Raw genomic sequence first — 20,723 nt, forward strand, 5'->3', positions numbered from 1 at the left:
TCCTTTTGGTATCATGAATATGGTAAAATAAATATAGTCTATTTTGGGAGGAAATTCGGTGAGAAAAAGAGGATTTGAAGTTATTTCAACATATGCACAACAAAAGATACAATTACCTCAACGAGCAACTCATCATGCTGCTGGATATGATTTTGAAGCGGCAGAAGATATTGTTATTCCAAGTATTTGGAAAGCTGGATTAAAACAAGGGATAACAGCTCTTTCAGAGGTATTGAAAAATGAAGAAACAACAGTCGACGAGAAAACATTAAAACCAGTTCTTGTTCCTACTGGGATCAAAGCCTATATGGGAGAAGATGAATTTTTACAATTAGCCAATCGTTCAAGTAATCCGTTGAAGCGTTTTTTAGTTTTAAGTAATGGAGTAGGTGTCATTGATAGTGATTACTATAATAATGATGCAAATGAAGGGCATATCATGTTCCAATTTACTAATTTTGGTTTGAAGGATGTTGTCATCAAAAAAGGTGAGCGAATTGGACAAGGAATTTTCTTGCCATTCTTAAAAGCAGATCAAGACCAAACAGAACAGGTCCGTAATGGTGGTTTTGGTTCATCAGATGTATAACCATTCAAGGTTTATTTAATTCAAAAATAATTATTTAAAGGAGGCGGGACAATGGCAAAAAAAGCGAAAGTCCAGTTTGTTTGCCAAAATTGTGGTTATGTTTCGCCTAAATTCTTAGGGCGTTGCCCAAATTGCGGGAAATGGAACACGATGGTCGAGGAAATCGAGCAAGATACGACTGACCGTAGAACACGAACAAGTTTGACTGGAGAAAAAGCCAAACCAACGAAAATTGCAGAAGTGATTCCTAAAAAGGAACCACGAGTCAAAACAAAATTAGATGAATTGAATCGAGTTTTGGGCGGGGGCGTCGTTCCGGGGTCAATGATTTTGATTGGTGGCGATCCAGGCATCGGTAAATCCACATTACTTTTACAAGTATCCCAACAATTAGCTGATATCGGCGGGAAAGTATTATATGTTTCTGGAGAAGAAAGTGCAGAACAAATTAAATTACGTGCCGAGCGTTTGGGCTCAATCAATACAGAATTTTACTTATATGCTGAAACTGATATGAATGAAATTAGCCGTGCCATCGAACAGATTTCACCAGATTATGTGATCATTGATTCGATTCAAACGATGACACAACCTGATATTACGAGTGTAGCAGGGAGTGTCAGTCAAGTGAGAGAAACGACTGCTGAGTTGTTGAAAATAGCGAAAACAAATGGGATTGCGATTTTTATCGTAGGACATGTAACGAAAGAAGGATCGATTGCGGGTCCACGTATGCTTGAACATATGGTTGATACTGTTTTGTATTTTGAAGGTGAACAGCATCATAGTTTTCGAATTTTGAGAGCAGTAAAGAATCGATTTGGTTCAACAAATGAAATTGGTATATTTGAAATGCATGAACATGGATTAGAAGAAGTTGCGAATCCTTCCCAAATCTTTTTGGAAGAACGATTAGAAGGAGCAACAGGCTCAGCGATTGTTGTGGCGATGGAAGGTACCCGCCCAATTTTAGTGGAAATCCAAGCACTGGTAACACCAACAATGTATGGAAATGCTAAACGAACCACTACTGGCTTAGATTTTAACCGAGTATCATTGATCATGGCAGTTCTCGAAAAACGAGCAGGCTTACTGTTGCAGAATCAAGATGCTTACTTAAAAGCAGCAGGTGGGGTAAAATTAAATGAACCAGCCATTGATTTAGCGATTGCTGTGAGTATTGCTTCCAGTTACAAAGAAAAAGGGACACAACCGACAGAATGTTTTATTGGCGAAATCGGGTTGACGGGCGAAATTCGCCGTGTCAGTCATATTGAACAGCGTGTCAAAGAAGTACAAAAGCTGGGTTTCACAAAAGTTTATTTGCCAAAGAACAATCTAGGAGGGTGGAATCCTCCGACTGGCATTGAAGTCGTAGGTGTCGCTACCTTGGCGGAAACGTTAAAACGTGTCTTTCGTTAAAAATAGTAAAATTAAAGAAATGGAGGAAAGAGTATGCAAAAACGTGTCATCACCTTGCTGATGATTATTGTCGGTGCCAGCTTAGGTATTTCTTTTTTACCAATGGCTTGGCAGACAATTGGTCAGCAAACAAATGGATGGCTGAATAATACATTTACCAATAGCCTGTTAGGTGCACTTATTTTCTTTTTATTGTCTTTGCTATTGGCAAAACATATCTCAGCTGTTATCAAGCAAATTGAGGAAAAATTAAGTGAGGTTAGTTTAACTTACCTATTGTTTGGTGCAATTGGTGGGATTATCGGGCTAACTTTAGGTGTAATTATTTCAACACCACTATATAATTTGAAAATTCCGTTTGTAAATAGTGTTCTTCCCATCTTATTAATGGTTATTTTAGGCTATTTAGGATTCAGGATGGGAACCACTCGAATCGATGAATGGAAAAAAATCTTTGGTTCAAGAAACAAGAAAGTGGAACAAGAAACACCTAGTCAAGTGGAGAGCCAAATACTGGAACGGAAATTAGGCGAGAACTTTCATAAATACAAGATCTTAGATACTAGCGTGATCATTGATGGACGAATCTATGACATCACCAAAACTGGTTTTTTAGAAGGCACACTGATGATTCCGAATTTTGTGCTTTATGAATTACAGTATATTGCTGATTCTGGCGATAGCCTAAAACGTGTTCGCGGACGCCGCGGGCTGGATATCCTCAATGCTTTGCAAAAAGAAGAAGGAATCTCTGTTGAAATGTATGACGGTGATTTTGAAGATATCACTGAAGTGGACAGCAAATTGATCAAATTAGCGAAACTTTTAGATGGTGTCATCGTGACAAATGATTATAACTTAAATAAAGTCTCAGAGTTTCAAAATGTACCAGTGTTGAATATCAATGCTTTAGCGAATGCAGTAAAACCGGTAGTTATTCCAGGTGAAAACATGAATGTTTTAGTCGTAAAAGCAGGAACAGAACGTCAACAAGGGGTTGCTTATCTCGATGATGGCACCATGGTGGTCGTGGAAGATGGACAGCATTATATGAACGAACATATCGAAGTGGTTGTTACAAGTGCCTTACAAACAGCTGCCGGGCGGATGATTTTTGCAAAACCAGCCCATGCAGGTCGTGGGATCGATAATAAAGACAATAAAAAAGAAACTGAAAAAAGTAAACATGCTTAACGAAAGAAAAATCGGAATATGAGTATAAAAAGTAGCCAACTGGTAAGGAAATTCAACCAGTTGGCTTTACTATTTCCCATATTAAAGGTAAAATTTGTGCTGAGTGGCTTTCATTTTAATGAAAAAGCCTTTAAGAAATATGAGGATGTAAAACAGAACATGTTTTTCGTGTTTTGTCTCATATTTTAAAGTCTAGTTTGAAAGAAGAGGAAGAAAATGACGAAAGTACGCGTACGCTATGCACCAAGTCCAACTGGGCACTTACATATTGGGAATGCTCGAACAGCATTGTTCAATTATCTATTTGCTCGCCACAACGATGGAGACTTTATTATTCGTATTGAGGACACAGACCAAAAACGAAACATTGAAGATGGTGAAAAGAGCCAATTGGAAAATTTGGCTTGGTTAGGTATCGATTGGGATGAATCTCCTGAAAATCCTGGAGAATATGGTCCTTATCGTCAATCTGAAAGAAAAGAAATTTATCAGCCTTTGATTGATCAACTTCTTGCAAGTAATCGGGCATACAAATGTTACTGTACAGAAGAAGAGTTAGAAGCAACTCGTGAAGAACAACGTGCACGTGGAGAAATGCCTCATTATGCGGGTACTTGTGCAAATCTAACACCAGAAGAACAAGCAGAAAAAGAAGCGCAAGGGATTGAACCAGTGATCCGATTCCGTGTACCACGTAATACGGAATATGCGTTCAAAGATATGGTCAAAGGGGATATCACCTTTGAATCAGATAATATCGGTGGCGACTATGTCATTCAAAAACGTGATGGTATGCCAACATATAACTTTGCTGTAGCTGTAGATGATCATATGATGAAGATTACTCATGTCTTACGTGGGGATGACCATATTGCAAATACACCTAAACAATTGATGATCTATGAAGCTTTTGGTTGGACACCACCAACATTCGGTCACATGACATTGATCATCAATACAGAAACTGGGAAAAAACTAAGTAAACGTGATGAATCGATTTTACAATTTATCGAACAGTATCGTGAATTAGGTTACTTACCAGAAGCAATGTTCAACTTTATTGCATTATTAGGTTGGTCACCAGTAGGCGAAGACGAAATTTTCAACCAAGAAGAATTGATCAACATGTTTGATCCAAATCGTTTGAGTAAATCACCTGCAGCCTTCGATGCGAAGAAATTACAATGGGTGAATAACCATTACATGAAAGAAATGGATTTAGATAAGTTAACAGACATGTGCTTGCCTTACTTGATCGCTGACGGTCGAGTACAAGAAAATCCTGATGAAAAAACGATCGAATGGGTCAAAAGAATCGTTAGTCTGTATCAACCACAAATGAGTTACGCAGCTGAAATCGTAGAAGCTTCTTCCTTATTCTTCAATGAACATCCTGTATTGAACGATGCGGCTAAAGAAGTATTAGCAGGCGAAACTGTTCCACTTGTTCTTAATGCGTTTAAAGCACAACTAGAACAAATGGAAGTCGTGGATGCCCCAACCGTAAAAGCAGCAATCAAAGCTGTCCAAAAAGAAACTGGTGTTAAAGGTAAAAATCTTTTCATGCCAATCCGAGTAGCTGTTTCAGGACAAATGCACGGACCAGAATTACCAGATACGATCGAATTGCTTGGTCGTGAAAAATCATTAGCACATTTAAATCAAGTCATCAACTAAACACGATGAACAGAAAGAAGTAAGTAATCATTGATCTCAAGAGAGGTGACGGGCGGTGGAAGTCACTGATCGATGTTTACTGAAATGCCTCTGGGAGTGGTTTCGGCGAGTGAAATAGACACATCTCTTTGTGACGAATTTCAGGTAGTCGAGAACGTATAAGCTTACGTTAACAGCTAGAGGTAATCATATCTGATTATAAATAAAAGTGGAACCACGCCAATTAGCGTCTTTTAATAAGGAAACTTGTTAAAGGCGCTTCTTTATTTGTCAGAGAACTACATAAATTATTGAGAGGAAGGAGCGATGACGATGGGGTGGTTTGCCCGAGCGGTAGAGGCAGCTAAAAAAAATGACCCGGCTGCTCGTTCAACATTAGAAATCGTTTTGACATATCCAGGGTTTCATGCCTTATTTTGGCATCGGGTGTCACATTACTTATATCAGCATAAACTTTACTTGCTGGCAAAAATCAATGCACAATTTTGGCGATTTATAACAGGAATCGAGATACATCCTGGCGCCCAGATCGGACAAGGTGTTTTTATCGATCATGGGATGGGGATCGTGATTGGAGAAACCGCAGAGGTCGCTGATGATGTAGTTCTTTTTCATGGAGTTACGTTAGGTGGTACAGGTAAAGAAACGGGCAAAAGGCATCCCACAGTGAAACAAGGGGCAATGCTTTCTGCCAATGCTCAAATATTAGGACCGGTCACGATTGGGAAACATACGAAGATTGGTGCCGGTGCAGTCGTTTTAAAAGACATTCCAGATTATGCTACAGCCGTGGGGGTTCCTGCAAAAGTAGTACGGATTAATGGAGAAAAAGTGAGGAGATCAGAATGATAAAAATTTACAATACATTGACTAGACAAAAAGAGGAATTTGTACCGATTCAAGCAGGAAAAGTCGGTATGTACGTGTGTGGTCCGACTGTTTATAACTATATTCATATTGGAAATGCCCGCAGCACGATTGCTTTTGACACGATTCGACGCTACTTTGAATATCGGGGATATCAAGTCGATTATGTTTCCAATTTCACTGATGTAGATGATAAAATCATTCGTGCTGCTAATGAATTAGGGATCACGGCGCCAGAAGTAGCCAACCGTTTTATCCAAGCATTTGAAGAAGATACCAAGGCGTTGAATGTGGAGCCAGCTACTGCGCATCCTCGTGTGATGGAACATATGTCAGATATTATTTCTTTCATCCAAGTATTGATCGAAAAAGGTTATGGATATGAATCAAATGGCGATGTCTACTACCGTACAAGAAAATTTCCAACCTATGGACAACTTAGTGATCAATCGATTGATGAGTTAGAAGTGGGCGCGAGTCAACGGACGGGAGCAGAACAAAGTCAGAAAGAAGATCCGCTTGATTTTGCACTATGGAAAAAAGCAAAACCTAATGAGATCTCTTGGGATTCTCCATGGGGACCCGGACGTCCAGGATGGCACATCGAATGTTCCGTTATGGCAACGAAACATTTAGGGGAAACAATTGATATCCATGGTGGCGGGCAAGATTTAGAGTTTCCACACCATGAAAATGAGATTGCCCAAAGCGAAGCAAAAACGGGAAAGAAATTTGCCAATTATTGGATGCACAATGGTTACGTCACGATTGGCGATGATGATCAGAAAATGAGTAAATCATTAGGTAACTTTATTACTGTCCATGAAATGATCCAAACGGTAGATCCACAAGTGTTACGCTTCTTCATGGCAACAACTCAATATCGCCGACCGATTCGTTATAGTGAGGCAACGATGAAGGAAGCAGCGACAAACTTGCAACGCTTAAGAAATACATTTGATAATCTTAAATTCCGCCTAGCAACAGCAGAAAAATCTCTGGCGGATGACACAAAGTATTTAGCTGAGCTTGAACAAATTGAACAACGGTTTATTGAAGAAATGGACGACGATTTTAATGCTGCGAATGGAATTACCGTCGTTTATGAATTGGCAAAATGGTTAAACACGTATTTGGAGAAAACAACTGTTTCAGCGGATGTTCTAGCAAAAGGGGAAGCATTATTTACCCAATGGTTGGCTATTTTTGGTATTTTATTTACATCTGAGGAATTACTTGATGAAGAGATCGAGCAGTTGATCGAAGAACGTACGCAAGCAAGAAAAAATCGTGATTTTGCCCGTAGTGACGAAATCCGTGACCAATTAAAAGAAAAAGGGATCTTGCTTGATGACACACCGCAAGGAACTCGTTGGAGAAGAGAAGCATGAAAGACTATACACAATTAAACGGACTAGCTTTAGCTTATGTAGGGGATGCCATCTATGAGATCTATATTCGTGACTATTTGATCGAACAAGGGGCGACTAAACCGAATAAACTTCATAAAGCAGCCACGAATTATGTTTCAGCAAAAGCACAAGCTTATCTGATTAAAGAGATGCTAGAAGAAAAATTGATGACACCAGAAGAAGAAACTTTTTATCGTCGTGGTAGAAATGCCAAAAGTCATACAAGTGCAAAAAATGCAGATGTCACAACTTATCGAATTGCCACAGGTTTTGAAGCTTTGATGGGGTATCTGCATTTGACGAAACAAACAGAACGGTTAGAAGAATTAATTGAATGGTGTATCCAGAAAGTCGGTGAAAAAAATGGGTAGAGAACAAAAAGAACGTCATTATAACAAACGTAAAAAAGCAACGAAACAGCCAATGAACGCTTCATCACAGAAAAAATCGCAAAAAAAGCGAAACCATTATGACACTTCCTATGAACCTGTAGTTGGGGAGAAAAAAGGGGAAGCAATCGAAGATAATTTTGTCTTTGGTCATCATGCAGCAGTAGAAGCCTTGCAACAAGGCAGAGGGAATAAATTATTTTTACAAGAGGACTCACGGGGAGAAAAAACCGAAGAGTTAAAGAACATTGCTAGAGATCAAGCTGTACCAGTTAAATGGGTACCAAAACAAAAATTAGATACCTTAAGTGATCATGGTGTACACCAAGGAGTAGTCTTAGCGATTACCCCGTATGAATATTTATCCTTAGACCAGCTTCTTCAGCAAACCAAAGAAAAAACAGAAACACCTTTCTTTGTCATTTTAGATAGTATTGAAGATCCTCACAATTTTGGTTCGATCCTACGAACAGCGGATGCAAGTGGGGTAGACGGCGTAATCATTCCTAAGCATCGGGCAGTAGGCATTACGCCAATCGTCACAAAAACCTCTACTGGAGCAGTCGAACATGTACCTGTAGCACGAGTGACTAATCTTGTTCAAGCGGTCCAACAACTAAAAGAGGCCGGTTTTTGGGTTTTTGGGACAGATATGGATGGTACAAATTTCCAAAAATGGAATGCAAAAGGCGCTATTGCTTTAGTGATTGGAAACGAAGGACGAGGAATGAGTCCTGGATTGAAAAAAGAAATGGACGAACTTTTGACCATTCCAATGGTCGGTCACGTTCAAAGTTTGAATGCGAGTGTTGCTGCTGGATTGTTGATGTATCAAGCTTTTTCTCAACGTCAAGGAGAGTGATCAGATGAAAAAGCAGCTCCTAATTGTTGATGGTTATAACATGATCGGTTCTTGGCCAGAACTCGTTTTGTTGAAAAAACAAGAAAAGATGGCGGATGCTAGAGAAGCTTTGTTGCATCGTTTGTCAAATTATGCCAAATACGAAGGAATCGAAGTTATTGTCGTTTTTGATGCACAATTGGTTCCAGGTATTCAGCAAAACTACAAGAAATACCAATTAGAAGTCGTCTTTACAAAAGAAGATGAAACGGCAGATAGTTATATTGAACGTATTGCTGGCCAATTGAATGATCGTTTAACGCAAGTAACTGTTGCCACGAGTGACTTAGCCGAGCAATGGATGATCTTTTCACAAGGGGCTTTGCGGACTTCTGCCTATGAATTATATAAAACGATCCAGAAAACAGAGAAAAACATTGCACAAGATAATATAAATATGCAATTTGATAATTTTCGTCGTAATTCGCCTTGGAGTAAAGAACAATTAGAAAAATTGTCCCAAAAGTTAGACGATTTAATGCGAAAAGATAGATAACATAGTTATATGATTAGTCAATCGGATGATTGATGGTAAGATTCCTCCATAATCGAAAGAGATGGAGGAATTATTTTATGTCTGAGGAGTTATTGCGCGCCGCACGTGACGGTGATGAAGAAGCATTCGCTATCCTATATCAAAAATATTTTCCACTTTTGTTACGTTTAAAAAATATGTACTACCTAAGAAATTATGTGTATGAAGATTGGGAACAAGAAGCAAGGATCGCCTTATACCAAGCTTTAAAGACTTATGAAAATAACAAAGGCGTTAGCTTTGGCAGCTATTATAAAAGCATTATCAGTAATCAAATTTATTCATTATTAAGAAAACAAAATGCCTTGAAACGTAGAGACCAAAAAGATGAATTATCGATTGATCAGAAGGTTGAAACAGAAGGTCCGGACTTTTTAGCAGAAATCACTACTCAAGAACCACTTGCGATGCAACGATTACTGTTAAATGAAGCCATTGAAGATTGTGAAATCAAATTTTCAAAAAAGGAAGCAAAAATATTTTATTATTATATGCAAGGAACCGATTTCAAGAGGATGGCAGAGGAACTTTCAATGGATGTCAAACAAGTCAAGAGTGCGTATAGCCGTGTGAAATTTAAAATAAAACAACATCTCAAAAATTATCATGAGGAATAATTTATAAAATTATTAATGTTTTTCTTATTTGTTTTTATTGCATTTCTTTTTTTTATATGGTAAACTTGAAAATTTTTAGAAAGTGTGGTATATTGGGTAATGAGGTGAACTGTATGCCAACAACTTTAGCTACAATCAAAAAAGATTTAGAAGGTCGTATCGGCAGCCCAATCATGCTGGTTGCTCAGACAGGAAGAAAGCGTCAAACAGAACGCCGAGGCGTTTTAACAGAAACCTATCCTTCAGTATTCGTTGTTGATTTGGATCCTGAAGAAAATTCTTTTGAACGAGTATCGTATAGCTATTCAGATGTACTTACTCGAACAGTCGAGATTGAATTTTTAACTGAAGCAGTTTAAAAAGCAAGCGAGCCTAGTTTTTTATAAGGTTCGTTTGCTTTTTTGTTTGGAAATAGGTATGCTGAAAAAAAGAGAATTGGAGGCACTTTCAAATGGAACATTATGTAAAAAAATTTGCAGATTTGACCACTCAAGAATTTTATGAGATTGTCAAAGAACGCATTGCTGTTTTTGTCGTAGAACAAAATTGTCCCTACCAAGAAGTGGATGAAATTGATAGCCAAGCTTGGCATACGTATTTCAAAGATGAAGCAGGGAAAATTTCTGCTTATACACGTATTTTTGAAGAAGATGGAACCATTCATTTTGGTCGAGTGTTGGTCAATAGTGAGCATCGTAAAGAAGGGTTGGGACGTAAGATCGTGCAACGTACGATGGAAGTAATTGAAGCCAATTACCCGCAACGACCGATCGTCATTGGGGCGCAAGTCTATCTTCAATCTTTTTATGAGTCATTTGGATTCGAGGCCATTTCAGATGTTTATTTAGAAGATGACATTCCCCATATCGATATGAAAAAATCGAGCTAAAGTGATCTATGATGATCAGGTAGCTCAATACAAAAAAAGAACAGTTACAGTGAAAACTGATAGCTGTTCTTTTTTGTATCATTTAGTTTTCTTTATTTTTCAGTTGTCTGATCAACGGTTGCTTGTGTAGTTGGTCGTCCGTTGTTTTCTGCTGTTTGTTGTGCAAGTAGATCACGAATGTCGCTCAAATAATCTTCAGCAGTTGGTTTGGCAGGTGCTTCTTCTGTTTCTTTTTCAGGACGTAATCTTTTAGCGTGGTTGGCTGCTTTCACCACTAAGAATAAGACAAACCCTGTAATAATAAATGTTATGATTGCACTAATAACATTGCCGAAAGCAAACGTAACTCCTTTAGTAGGTGACCAGTCCAAGATAGAAAGGGCGCCTTCCAAATCAGACGTGCCAGTAATCATCGCTACAACCCAGCCTACAAGAGGTGTGATCAAACCTTGAACGATCTGATTGACAATACTAGTAAATGCACTCCCGATAACAACCCCAACGGCTAAATCTAATACGTCGCCACGCATAATAAACTCTTTAAATTCTTTAATCATTTTTCTCCTCCTCTCACTTATCCTTAGTATAACGAAGAATAAAAAAATATAAAAACGACATGCATTTATGGCTAAGGTCTGTCGTTCAAGTACTTATATGCTATACTAGAAGGTGACTCTTAAGTGATGCAAGAGAGAATTAAAGCAGTAAAAAATAGTAGCCACATATTCTTTTATCCTCCAAGATAAAATCAACCATGTCGGAGAACGAACTGCTAATAAAGGAGCATGTACTATGACATATCAACTGGCAGAGGGTGTAAACCTCCACGTCTTGCAAACAAAACAATATAAAACGGTTCGTATCTTTGTTCGCTTTACTACGCGTTTAAAAAAAGAAGTCATCACGAAACGTTCCCTTTTAAGTAGCTTGTTAGAAACGAACAGTTTAAATTATCCTGACCAGACTCAGTTAAGTGCAAAATTGGCGGATCTTTATGGTGCTAGTTTTGGAACGTCCGTGAGAAAAAAAGGCAATCTTCACTGGTTGGATGCTAGCATCAACTTTGTCAATGGCAAGTATATCAACGATACCAGCATTTTAAACCAAGCTGTTGCTTTTTTGAAAGAAGTTCTCTTTTATCCAAACATTACGGGGGAAAAATTTGATCCAGCCACTTTTGCTTTAGAAAAAAACAATTTGAAACTTTATTTAGAGAGCTTAAATGAAGACAAGCAAACGATGGCTTCACTGGCGCTTCAAGAGTTGTATTTTGATCAGTCGGAGGCGCAGAAAATACCAAGTTTTGGAACAATCGAAGATCTAGATGAACTCACAGCTGAAGTGTTAGCTGACTATTATCATCAGATGATCACAGAAGATCAGATCGATATCTTCGTAGTGGGAGATGTCTCTCCTGCAGAAGTCCAAGCAGCTTTTAGTGAATGGGCATTTCCAGAGCGAGAAAGATTACACCCGGAAATTTTTTATAGCCAACCGCAAGAAAATATCATCAAAGAACGACAGATCGAAGAACCAGTGACTCAGGCGAAATTAAATTTGGCTTATCAAACCAATGTCTATTATGACCAACCGGATCGTTTTTCATTGATGGTCTTCAATGGATTATTTGGCGGTTTCCCACACTCTAAATTATTTATGAATGTTCGTGAAAAAGAGAGCCTAGCTTACTATGCTTCCAGCAGCATTGATACTTTTCGTGGGTTCCTAAGTGTACAAACAGGAATTGATGGACGTAAACGTAACCAAGTATTGCATCTGATCCATGAACAATTAGAAAGTCTACGAAATGGGGAAGTCACAGAACTTGAATTGACACAAACTAAGGCCATGTTACGAAACCAATATCTATTATCATTAGATGCCCCACAAGTAGCTGTCGAGACTGCCTATTTAGAGAATTGGTTGCCAGAAACGAAATTAACAGCTGACGAATGGTTAAAACGGATGGAAAAAGTAACGGTCGAAGACATCCAAAAAATAGCTCGACAAATCGAGTTGCAGGCAATTTTCTTTTTAGACGGAGGTACAACAAATGAATAAAACAGAATATGATCAAATCAACGAAACACTGTACCATGAAGTATTACCAAATGGTTTGACTGTTTATTTATTACCTAAAAATGATTACCATAAGACATATGGTTTATTTAGTACAAATTACGGTTCGATCGATAATGAATTTATTCCATATGGTTCAGATAAAAAGATAAAAGTTCCAGATGGTATTGCCCATTTCTTGGAACATAAATTGTTTGAAAAAGAGGATGGCGATGTCTTTCAATTATTTGGACAACAAGGGGCCTCAGCTAACGCGTTTACCAGTTTTACCAAAACAAGTTATTTATTTTCAACGACAGATCAAGTTGAAAAAAATTTGACGACTTTACTTGATTTTGTCCAAGCACCTTATTTTACGGAAGAAACTGTTAATAAAGAAAAAGGGATCATTGGACAAGAAATACAAATGTATGAAGATGATCCAAATTGGCGGATGTTTTTTGGCATTTTGAATAATTTATACCCTGAACATCCTTTGCATATCGATATAGCTGGCACAGTTGAAAGTATTGAAGCAATCACTGCTGATGATTTATACACCTGCTATCGGACATTTTATCAGCCAAGTAATATGGTCTTGTTCGTAGTAGGAAAATTAGAGCCGGAAAAGTTGATGGAATTGATTCGAACCAATCAAAATGCTAAGGATTTTCCACCAGCTCAAAAAATCAAACGTTATTTCCCTGACAATAATGGTGATATTATTGCGAAAAGCTCAATGCGCTCAGCAATCACTAGAGATAAGTTTGTCTTGGGGATCAAAGGGCTAGATGTTTTACCAGCAGAAGGGAAGGAATTATTGAGATACAAGACCGCTCTCAATCTTTTATTCCAATTGTTATTAGGGAATACTTCTCAAAATTATTTGAAAATGTACAATGATGGTTTAATTGATGACAGCTTCGGTTTTGAATTTAGTTTAGATCGAGAATTTCATTTTGCTGACTTTAGCGGAGACACGGATCAGCCAGAAAAAGCAGCTGAAAAAGTGAAAGAAATTCTTCTGCATTTTGAAGAGGATCAAGAACTGTCTGAAGAAAATCTAACATTGTTGAAGAAAAAGATGTTAGGACAATATTTCCAAACATTAAATTCACTGGAATACATTGCAAACCAATTCACGCAAAGCCTATTTGGGGATCAAACATTATTTGATTTACCAGAAATTATTGAATCCATTCAATTAGCAGATGTATTAAAAGTAGGTCGTTCTTTTATCAAAGAAGAAGCGTTCAGTGAGTTTTATATGCAGCCAAATGTCTGATATAGAAGTAGAGATGACGAATGGGAAAGTAGTTAAACTCTTAAATTTCGTTATAGAGTGCATTCAATGTTACCCTAAGATAACTTCGTTTATGGTATTCTTAAGAAGATAAAGAATAAAAAATGGGCGTTGGTGTATGGCGTGTTACATTCTTAACGAAAAGGAACAATTAGACGACTAGCGTTTATACAATTGCTGGTTAGAATAAAAAGACTGGAGAAGATGAACGAGTGGCTTTTGAAACCATCGGAGAAACATTAAGGCAAGCTCGCCTAAATAAGAAAATATCTTTAGATGAATTACAGCAGATTACGAAAATTCAAAAACGTTATCTAGAAGCAATCGATAATGATGATTTTGATCAACTACCTGGAAAATTTTATGTTCGGGCATTTATTCGTCAATATGCAGAAGCTGTCGGTGAAGATGGCGATCATTTAGTTGATGTATTTGATGGGAAAAGCAAATTATCAGCTGGAGAAGTTGTCGCACGTCCTGAACCAGAAACAGTGAGTGGTTCGAGAAAAGCGATGCATCAGGAAGAAGCCAATCCAAGTAAGTTTTGGACAAGTCTACCGGTTATTTTACTTGGTTTAGTCGCTTTAGCAATTATTACTGTTGTGGGTTATATGACTTGGCAGGATCGAAAATCTGACCCGATTATTGATACAACGGCAACTTCAGTTTCGGTTGACGGTGCAATTACACAAACGACATCTAGCACTAAGAAAGAGCGTGAATCCTCTTCTTCAACAAGTACGACAACCACTTCAACAACACAAGAAGAGAAAAAGATGGCGATTACGGCTGGTGAAGACACAGGTAGTACGATCGCAGTGAATGTTACGGATGCGAAAAAACCTGTTACACTTGAATTTGCAGCGACTAACCGAATTTGGATCGGTGTATTAGTGGATAATGCCTATGTTTATCAAGGGACATTAGCAGCAAATGAAACACAAAGCACGCAATTACCGGAAACGGCAACCAATGCAACGATTCGATTAGGAGCTGCAAGTAATGCAACGGTTAAGATAAACGGGGAAGAAATCCCTGTTAATCCAGGAGCGAATAATCAAAATCCTAAAAATGTCACATTGACACTACAGTATGCAGAGTAAATCGCTTATAAGTAGAATGATGTGAAAAAAGAAAACAAGATAAGTACCTGGGAAGGCAGATTCATCTTAGGTGCTTATCTTTTTTCACGACTGCTGATAAAAACTGATCATTATCGGTGGAAAGTTTAGAACGAGTCACGTAGAATAGGGAAGAAAGGAGTCGATAGTGTGAATTTACCAAATAAATTAACTGTACTTAGAATTTGTATGATCCCGATTTTTATTTTAGTTGTCGGATTACCCTTAGATTGGGGACAAGTAACCGTAGGAACAACATCACTTGCTGTGACGCAATTAGTAGGAGCGATTATTTTTGCTTTAGCAAGTATTACCGATTGGCTCGATGGAAAAATTGCTCGTGCCAGAGGATTAGTCACCAATTTTGGAAAGTTTGCTGATCCATTAGCAGATAAAATGTTAGTGATGACCGCTTTTATCATGTTGGTGGGGCAAGGTAAGGCACCAGGATGGGTAGTTGCGATTATCGTTTGTCGAGAACTAGCTGTTACCGGTCTGCGACTATTGTTAGTCGAAGATGGGGAAGTCATGGCAGCAGCGTGGCCAGGAAAAGTAAAAACGGCTACGCAAATGGTGGCTATTATTTTGTTATTCATCAATAATATTCCATTTAATCTGATCAATTTACCGATGGATCAAATCATGCTGTATGCTTGTTTGATCTTCACGATTTATTCAGGTGTTGATTATTTTATGAAAAATAGTGGTGTGTTCAAAGGTTCGATGTAAGATTCCTTACAAAGATGTACCATTTCGATAATTCGTCTTACCCCAAAATAACATTTTATATTTTGGGGTAAGACGAATTTATTTATGCTGATTCACGTTTCAATCATTTATTTGATCGCCATTTTTCTAAACTAGCTAGATGCATAGCTATCTTATGATGAAGATGAAAATGATGAAACTCTTTATCAGAAAATGAGCAAATGATAAATGAAACGTTTAGCAAATGGCGTATACTATTAGTAGATAAAAAGAGATTGAGAAGAGACCAAAACAGGCCAACGAGAATTCGTCTGTTGTAATGAAGGAAGCGAAAAAATGAAATCAGAAATCATAGCAGTAGGGACAGAACTTTTATTAGGACAAGTAGTCAACACGAATGCCACGTTTTTATCCGAACAGTTAGCAGACCTCGGGATTGATGTGTATTATCAAACGGTGGTTGGTGATAATCCCGACCGCTTAGAATCATTACTCCAATTAGCAGAAACCAGAAGTGACTTGATCATTTTATGTGGAGGGTTGGGACCGACAGAAGACGACCTGACGAAAGAAGTTACTGCGAAACATCTAGGGGAAGAATTGATCCAAAACACCGAAGGCTATAAAAAATTGTTAGCATTTTTTGAAACGACCAAGCGTAAAATGACTGAAAACAATTTACAACAATCACAAATCATCGATGGGGGGATTGCTTTACCTAATCGCACAGGCTTAGCATTAGGTACGTTCTATCAAACAGCAGACCATGTCTATCTCTTGTTACCTGGACCACCGAGCGAATTAAAGCCAATGTTCATTGAACAAGCTCGCCCATTATTGGAGCAAAACTTTCCATCTGAAGAAATGCTGATCTCAAAAGTTTTACGTTTTTACGGTATCGGGGAATCCCAACTAGTCACAGAATTAAAAGACTTGATTGAAACACAGATCAACCCAACGATTGCCCCTTACGCAAAACCTAACGAAGTCACTTTACGATTAACTGTGAAGACCAAAGACAAACATGCAGGAAACCAAGCCTTACTTGCTTTGGAAGAAAAAGTATTGGCGAGAGTAGGTGAGTACTTCTATGGATATGGTGATGATAATTCATTGCCTAAAGTGGTCGTAGAATTATTAAAGGAAAGAAACCAAACAATAACTGCAGCAGAAAGTTTGACTGCTGGAGCCTTTCAATCAGCTTTGGGAGAGATCTCTGGTGTTTCTCAAGTCTTCTCAGGAGGCTTCATTACCTATTCTTTAGAAACTAAATCAGAATTTTTACACATCGATGATGCACTATTGAAGCAGCATGGAACCGTCAGCCAAGAATGTGCAGAACAAATGGCTATCCAAGCACGTAATTTAGCAAAAACAGATTATGCGATTTCGTTTACTGGAGTGGCTGGACCAGATACCTTAGAAGGACAGCCAGCTGGAACAGTTTGGATCGCGGTTGCAACAAGTGAAGGGGAGGTCATTTCGCAGAAATACCAATTTACCAGAGACCGTTCTCATATAAGGAGTAGCGCAGTAATGCAAGGATTTGATCTCATTAGAAGACAACTATTAAGAAAAAAATAAATGCGAATATTTGTTCGGTTTTTTCTTGCTTTTTGTCATTAAAAACGATATGATTAGTACAATGAAATGTCGCACTGATTTGTGAATATAAGGAGGATTATCGTATTGGCAGATGATCGTAAAGCAGCCTTAGATGCTGCGTTGAAAAAAATTGAAAAGAACTATGGGAAAGGCTCGATCATGAAACTTGGCGAAAAAATCGACCAACAAGTTTCGACTATCCCAAGTGGTTCTCTTGCATTAGATGTTGCTTTAGGTGTTGGTGGTTACCCACGAGGACGTATCATTGAAGTATATGGTCCTGAAAGTTCAGGTAAGACAACCGTTGCCTTACATGCAATCGCTGAAGTACAAAAAAATGGCGGAACAGCCGCTTTTATCGATGCTGAGCACGCTTTAGACCCACAATATGCTCAAAAATTAGGGGTAAACATTGACGAATTACTTCTTTCACAACCAGATACTGGGGAACAAGGACTAGAAATCGCTGATGCGCTTGTATCAAGTGGTGCAGTAGATATCGTAGTAGTCGATTCGGTTGCCGCTTTAGTTCCGCGTGCTGAAATTGATGGAGAAATGGGTGACTCTCACGTAGGGTTACAAGCTCGATTAATGTCACAAGCACTACGTAAACTATCTGGGTCGATCAATAAAACCAAAACGATCGCTATTTTCATTAACCAAATTCGTGAAAAAGTTGGAGTGATGTTCGGTAATCCTGAAATCACACCTGGTGGACGCGCATTAAAATTCTATGCAACGATTCGTTTAGAAGTGCGCCGTGCAGAACAATTGAAACAAGGAACAGACATTGTTGGTAACCGTACGAAGATCAAAGTAGTTAAAAATAAAGTAGCGCCACCATTCAAAATTGCTGAAGTCGATGTGATGTATGGGCAAGGAATTTCTCAAGAAGGAGAATTGCTTGATATGGCGGTTGAAAAAGATATCGTTGATAAAAGTGGTGCTTGGTATTCTTACAAAGAAGATCGTATTGGACAAGGTCGTGAGAATGCAAAAAATTACATGTCCACTCATCCTGAAATGATGGCAGAAGTTTCTGCTTTAGTCCGGGCGGCTTATGGGATCGGTGAAGATGTAGAAATACCCGAAGAAACGCAAGCAGAACTTCCTTTAGAGGAATAAGACGAAGTAAGAATAGAAATAATCGAATAACTATTCAAAGGATGTTTGAGCATCGAGAGAACTCGCGTCGTTCAGAGAAAGTGTTTTCCTTTGATATGTTGTCGATTGAATCTAATAAGCCGAAATTTTTTAAAATTTCGGCTTATTTTTTGTCTTTTAAGTAGTCATTTGACTATACTTTCTCCTAAAACATAATGGAAAATGGGGGATGTTTAAGCAGTGATTGACTACATCGACAGAAAGGGACTATTCTACTTAAATGAAAGGATAACATGTTACTTAAAAGTCATTTTTTGTTCTTAATTTTCATTAATGCAAAATTATATGTTCTTAATATGTTTTGGTTATTATTTAATATTATCTTTTGTTCATAAAATGACCTTTAAATGAAAATCGAGAAAGCCGTTTCTTATGTATTTAAAGTTGACACTACGGGGTACAAACATTAGAATAAACTTGTGCATGTTTTTGTACACCTATGCATAAAGCATATTAACAAGTTTAGAGTACTTTATCATAAAAGTTATATAGATGATAAAAATGAAAAAGATAGTATGGAGGTGGATTTTATGGTATTCAATATTCTCCTCGCTATCATCGGTTTAATTGTCGGTCTTGGTTTAGGGTTTATGGTTGCAAAGTCACGTCATGAAAAAGAAATTGCAGGTGCTCAATCATCAGCAGCTGGAATTATTGATAGTGCAAAGAAAGAAGCAGAAACTCTAAAAAAAGAAGCATTGTTAGAAGCTAAGGAGGAAAACCAGAAATATCGTTCTGAAGTGGAGAGTGAGTTGAGAGAAAGCAAGTTAGAATTAAAATCTCAAGAAAATCGTTTAATTCAGCGTGAACAAACGTTGAATCGTAAGGATGACTCATTGGAAAAACGTGAGACCTCACTTGAAAGCAAAGAAGAAGCACTTAGTTCAAAACAGCAATTGATTGAAGAGCGAGAAAAAGACGTTGAAAAGTTGATTGAAGAACAACAAAGAGAATTAGAAAAAATTGCTGGTTTATCTAAAGAAGATGCAAAAGATGTCATCATGAAATCAACTGAAGAAGAATTGAATCATGAATTGACGTTAATGGTCAAAGAATCGGAACAACGTGCAAAAGAAGAAGCAGATCGTAAAGCCAAAAATCTTTTATCGTTAGCGATTCAGCGCTGTGCGGCAGACCAAGTATCTGAAACAACTGTATCCGTAGTAACTTTACCAAATGATGAAATGAAAGGACGCATCATTGGTCGAGAAGGACGAAATATCCGTACACTAGAAACATTGACTGGAATTGACTTGATCATTGATGATACACCAGAAGCAGTGGTCCTTTCAGGTTTTGATCCAATTCGTAGAGAAATCGCTCGGATGACTTTAGAAAAACTGATCCAAGATGGACGGATCCATCCTGCACGAATCGAAGAAATGGTCGAAAAATCGCGTAAAGAAATGGATGAACGAATCCGTGAGTACGGGGAAGAAGCGGCGTTTGAAGTTGGTGCGCATACCCTTCATCCAGATTTGATCAAAATCATGGGTCGTCTTCATTTTAGAACTAGCTATGGACAAAATGTTTTGAAACATTCAGTAGAGGTTGCTAAATTGTCAGGTATACTAGCCGCTGAGTTAGGCGAAGATATCCAATTAGCTAAACGAGCTGGTTTGCTTCATGATATCGGGAAAGCATTAGATCATGAAATCGAAGGTTCTCACGTAGAGATCGGCGCAGAGTTAGCTGCTAAATACAAAGAAAATCCTGTAGTGATCAATGCGATTGCATCTCATCATGGAGATGTTGAAGCAACGTCAGTTATTTCTGTCTTGGTAGCTGCTGCAGATGCCTTATCAGCTGCACGACCAGGAGCTAGAAGTGAATCCTTGGAAAATTATATCCGTCGCTTAAGAAGCTTAGAAAACATTTCAAATAGCTTTGCCGGAGTAGAATCTAGTTTTGCTGTTCAAGCTGGACGAGAAGTTCGGGTTATGGTAAAACCAGAAGAGATCTCTGATTTAGATGCAGTTCGTTTAGTACGAGATATTCGTAAACGAATTGAAGAAGAATTAGATTATCCAGGGCATATCAAAGTCATCGTTATTCGTGAAACGCGTGCGACAGACTACGCTAAGTAAAAAATAAAAGAACGTTACGATTAGTTAGGATAATCGTAGCGTCTTTTTTGTTTTAAACCACTATTTAATCAAGCTTGATCGTTTTAACATTATTTTGATAAGAGGTTGAGCAGCTATAAACATGGTGTGTTAACTTTGAGTTCTAAATTAGCTTCTTAATAAGAAGTAGGCATAATCTAACTAGA

At 38.0% G+C, this 20,723-nt stretch carries 20 protein-coding genes and 1 other annotated feature; of the genes, 19 read left to right on the top strand and 1 reads right to left on the bottom strand.

The window, feature by feature from the left end; genetic code table 11:
* The first annotated feature begins 58 nt into the window (after positions 1–58).
* From AB3I12_RS10185 to AB3I12_RS10240, 12 genes are all read left to right on the top strand, one after another.
* Positions 59–589: a dUTP diphosphatase gene (locus AB3I12_RS10185; RefSeq protein ID WP_063627648.1), complete on the top strand. Its 531-nt coding sequence runs from the start codon at positions 59–61 to the stop codon at positions 587–589.
* 51 nt (positions 590–640) lie between these two features.
* Positions 641–2,011: a DNA repair protein RadA gene (gene radA, locus AB3I12_RS10190; protein WP_010720638.1), complete on the top strand. Its 1,371-nt coding sequence runs from the start codon at positions 641–643 to the stop codon at positions 2,009–2,011.
* 33 nt (positions 2,012–2,044) lie between these two features.
* A complete protein-coding gene (locus AB3I12_RS10195; protein WP_010720637.1) occupies positions 2,045–3,205 on the top strand; it encodes a PIN/TRAM domain-containing protein in 1,161 nt (386 codons plus the stop codon).
* Positions 3,206–3,421: 216 nt separating this feature from the next.
* The gene (gltX, locus tag AB3I12_RS10200; RefSeq protein ID WP_010720636.1) at positions 3,422–4,882 is read left to right on the top strand and encodes a glutamate--tRNA ligase; all 1,461 of its coding nucleotides are present in this window, start codon (positions 3,422–3,424) and stop codon (positions 4,880–4,882) included.
* Positions 4,879–5,119: a binding site (T-box leader), on the top strand. Its footprint overlaps the gene before it by 4 nt.
* Before the next feature lie 75 nt (positions 5,120–5,194).
* Positions 5,195–5,731 carry a serine O-acetyltransferase EpsC gene (gene epsC / locus AB3I12_RS10205; RefSeq protein ID WP_010720635.1) on the top strand — a complete coding sequence of 179 codons (537 nt, stop codon included), beginning with the start codon at positions 5,195–5,197 and terminating at the stop codon, positions 5,729–5,731.
* Entirely contained in the window at positions 5,728–7,140 is a 1,413-nt protein-coding gene (gene cysS, locus AB3I12_RS10210; RefSeq protein WP_053765951.1) for a cysteine--tRNA ligase, read from the top strand. Before epsC ends, cysS begins: the two co-directional genes overlap by 4 nt.
* The gene (locus AB3I12_RS10215) at positions 7,137–7,532 is read left to right on the top strand and encodes a Mini-ribonuclease 3 (protein ID WP_010720633.1); all 396 of its coding nucleotides are present in this window, start codon (positions 7,137–7,139) and stop codon (positions 7,530–7,532) included. The genes cysS and AB3I12_RS10215 overlap by 4 nt, the downstream gene beginning before the upstream one ends.
* A complete protein-coding gene (gene rlmB / locus AB3I12_RS10220) occupies positions 7,525–8,412 on the top strand; it encodes a 23S rRNA (guanosine(2251)-2'-O)-methyltransferase RlmB (protein ID WP_063627647.1) in 888 nt (295 codons plus the stop codon). The genes AB3I12_RS10215 and rlmB overlap by 8 nt, the downstream gene beginning before the upstream one ends.
* Positions 8,413–8,416: 4 nt before the next feature.
* The gene (locus AB3I12_RS10225; RefSeq protein ID WP_034700055.1) at positions 8,417–8,947 is read left to right on the top strand and encodes an NYN domain-containing protein; all 531 of its coding nucleotides are present in this window, start codon (positions 8,417–8,419) and stop codon (positions 8,945–8,947) included.
* Between the two features lie 77 nt (positions 8,948–9,024).
* On the top strand, positions 9,025–9,603 hold the full coding sequence (locus AB3I12_RS10230; protein WP_034700053.1) for a sigma-70 family RNA polymerase sigma factor: 579 nt from the start codon (positions 9,025–9,027) through the stop codon (positions 9,601–9,603).
* Between the two features lie 113 nt (positions 9,604–9,716).
* Complete coding sequence (locus AB3I12_RS10235) at positions 9,717–9,962, top strand: Veg family protein (RefSeq protein WP_005875105.1); 246 nt, start codon at positions 9,717–9,719, stop codon at positions 9,960–9,962.
* 92 nt (positions 9,963–10,054) lie between these two features.
* On the top strand, positions 10,055–10,492 hold the full coding sequence (locus tag AB3I12_RS10240) for a GNAT family N-acetyltransferase (RefSeq protein WP_010720628.1): 438 nt from the start codon (positions 10,055–10,057) through the stop codon (positions 10,490–10,492).
* Between the two features lie 92 nt (positions 10,493–10,584).
* Here the strand turns inward: AB3I12_RS10240 and mscL are convergent, their stop codons facing one another.
* Complete coding sequence (gene mscL / locus AB3I12_RS10245) at positions 10,585–11,049, bottom strand: large conductance mechanosensitive channel protein MscL (protein ID WP_010720627.1); 465 nt, start codon at positions 11,047–11,049, stop codon at positions 10,585–10,587.
* Positions 11,050–11,284: 235 nt separating this feature from the next.
* On the opposite strand from mscL, the gene AB3I12_RS10250 reads away from it, so the two are divergent.
* The 7 genes from AB3I12_RS10250 to rny all read left to right on the top strand — a co-directional run bounded on the left by AB3I12_RS10250 (position 11,285) and on the right by rny (position 20,538).
* The gene (locus tag AB3I12_RS10250) at positions 11,285–12,553 is read left to right on the top strand and encodes a pitrilysin family protein (RefSeq protein ID WP_010737266.1); all 1,269 of its coding nucleotides are present in this window, start codon (positions 11,285–11,287) and stop codon (positions 12,551–12,553) included.
* Positions 12,546–13,835 carry a pitrilysin family protein gene (locus AB3I12_RS10255; RefSeq protein ID WP_010720625.1) on the top strand — a complete coding sequence of 430 codons (1,290 nt, stop codon included), beginning with the start codon at positions 12,546–12,548 and terminating at the stop codon, positions 13,833–13,835. The genes AB3I12_RS10250 and AB3I12_RS10255 overlap by 8 nt, the downstream gene beginning before the upstream one ends.
* A 230-nt stretch (positions 13,836–14,065) precedes the next feature.
* The gene (locus tag AB3I12_RS10260) at positions 14,066–14,956 is read left to right on the top strand and encodes a RodZ domain-containing protein (protein ID WP_010720624.1); all 891 of its coding nucleotides are present in this window, start codon (positions 14,066–14,068) and stop codon (positions 14,954–14,956) included.
* Positions 14,957–15,124: 168 nt separating this feature from the next.
* On the top strand, positions 15,125–15,703 hold the full coding sequence (gene pgsA, locus AB3I12_RS10265) for a CDP-diacylglycerol--glycerol-3-phosphate 3-phosphatidyltransferase (RefSeq protein ID WP_010720623.1): 579 nt from the start codon (positions 15,125–15,127) through the stop codon (positions 15,701–15,703).
* Between the two features lie 315 nt (positions 15,704–16,018).
* Entirely contained in the window at positions 16,019–17,266 is a 1,248-nt protein-coding gene (locus AB3I12_RS10270) for a competence/damage-inducible protein A (RefSeq protein ID WP_063627646.1), read from the top strand.
* Positions 17,267–17,371: 105 nt separating this feature from the next.
* Positions 17,372–18,412: a recombinase RecA gene (gene recA, locus AB3I12_RS10275; RefSeq protein ID WP_010720621.1), complete on the top strand. Its 1,041-nt coding sequence runs from the start codon at positions 17,372–17,374 to the stop codon at positions 18,410–18,412.
* Between the two features lie 569 nt (positions 18,413–18,981).
* Positions 18,982–20,538 carry a ribonuclease Y gene (gene rny / locus AB3I12_RS10280; protein WP_010720620.1) on the top strand — a complete coding sequence of 519 codons (1,557 nt, stop codon included), beginning with the start codon at positions 18,982–18,984 and terminating at the stop codon, positions 20,536–20,538.
* Positions 20,539–20,723: the final 185 nt, after the last annotated feature.

This window comes from Enterococcus sp. C65 (assembly GCF_040887165.1).
Taxonomy (GTDB): domain Bacteria; phylum Bacillota; class Bacilli; order Lactobacillales; family Enterococcaceae; genus Enterococcus_B; species Enterococcus_B hirae.

What these genes read in the sequence shown, in the direction of transcription:
- AB3I12_RS10240 (WP_010720628.1), top strand. Translation starts at nt 10,055, where the DNA reads ATGGAACATTATGTAAAAAAATTTGCAGATTTGACCACTCAAGAATTT.
- rlmB (WP_063627647.1), top strand. Translation starts at nt 7,525, where the DNA reads ATGGGTAGAGAACAAAAAGAACGTCATTATAACAAACGTAAAAAAGCA.
- cysS (WP_053765951.1), top strand. Translation starts at nt 5,728, where the DNA reads ATGATAAAAATTTACAATACATTGACTAGACAAAAAGAGGAATTTGTA.
- AB3I12_RS10230 (WP_034700053.1), top strand. Translation starts at nt 9,025, where the DNA reads ATGTCTGAGGAGTTATTGCGCGCCGCACGTGACGGTGATGAAGAAGCA.
- AB3I12_RS10255 (WP_010720625.1), top strand. Translation starts at nt 12,546, where the DNA reads ATGAATAAAACAGAATATGATCAAATCAACGAAACACTGTACCATGAA.
- AB3I12_RS10225 (WP_034700055.1), top strand. Translation starts at nt 8,417, where the DNA reads ATGAAAAAGCAGCTCCTAATTGTTGATGGTTATAACATGATCGGTTCT.
- AB3I12_RS10195 (WP_010720637.1), top strand. Translation starts at nt 2,045, where the DNA reads ATGCAAAAACGTGTCATCACCTTGCTGATGATTATTGTCGGTGCCAGC.
- AB3I12_RS10250 (WP_010737266.1), top strand. Translation starts at nt 11,285, where the DNA reads ATGACATATCAACTGGCAGAGGGTGTAAACCTCCACGTCTTGCAAACA.
- epsC (WP_010720635.1), top strand. Translation starts at nt 5,195, where the DNA reads ATGGGGTGGTTTGCCCGAGCGGTAGAGGCAGCTAAAAAAAATGACCCG.
- gltX (WP_010720636.1), top strand. Translation starts at nt 3,422, where the DNA reads ATGACGAAAGTACGCGTACGCTATGCACCAAGTCCAACTGGGCACTTA.
- rny (WP_010720620.1), top strand. Translation starts at nt 18,982, where the DNA reads ATGGTATTCAATATTCTCCTCGCTATCATCGGTTTAATTGTCGGTCTT.
- AB3I12_RS10270 (WP_063627646.1), top strand. Translation starts at nt 16,019, where the DNA reads ATGAAATCAGAAATCATAGCAGTAGGGACAGAACTTTTATTAGGACAA.
- AB3I12_RS10235 (WP_005875105.1), top strand. Translation starts at nt 9,717, where the DNA reads ATGCCAACAACTTTAGCTACAATCAAAAAAGATTTAGAAGGTCGTATC.
- AB3I12_RS10215 (WP_010720633.1), top strand. Translation starts at nt 7,137, where the DNA reads ATGAAAGACTATACACAATTAAACGGACTAGCTTTAGCTTATGTAGGG.
- mscL (WP_010720627.1), bottom strand. Translation starts at nt 11,049, where the DNA reads ATGATTAAAGAATTTAAAGAGTTTATTATGCGTGGCGACGTATTAGAT.
- radA (WP_010720638.1), top strand. Translation starts at nt 641, where the DNA reads ATGGCAAAAAAAGCGAAAGTCCAGTTTGTTTGCCAAAATTGTGGTTAT.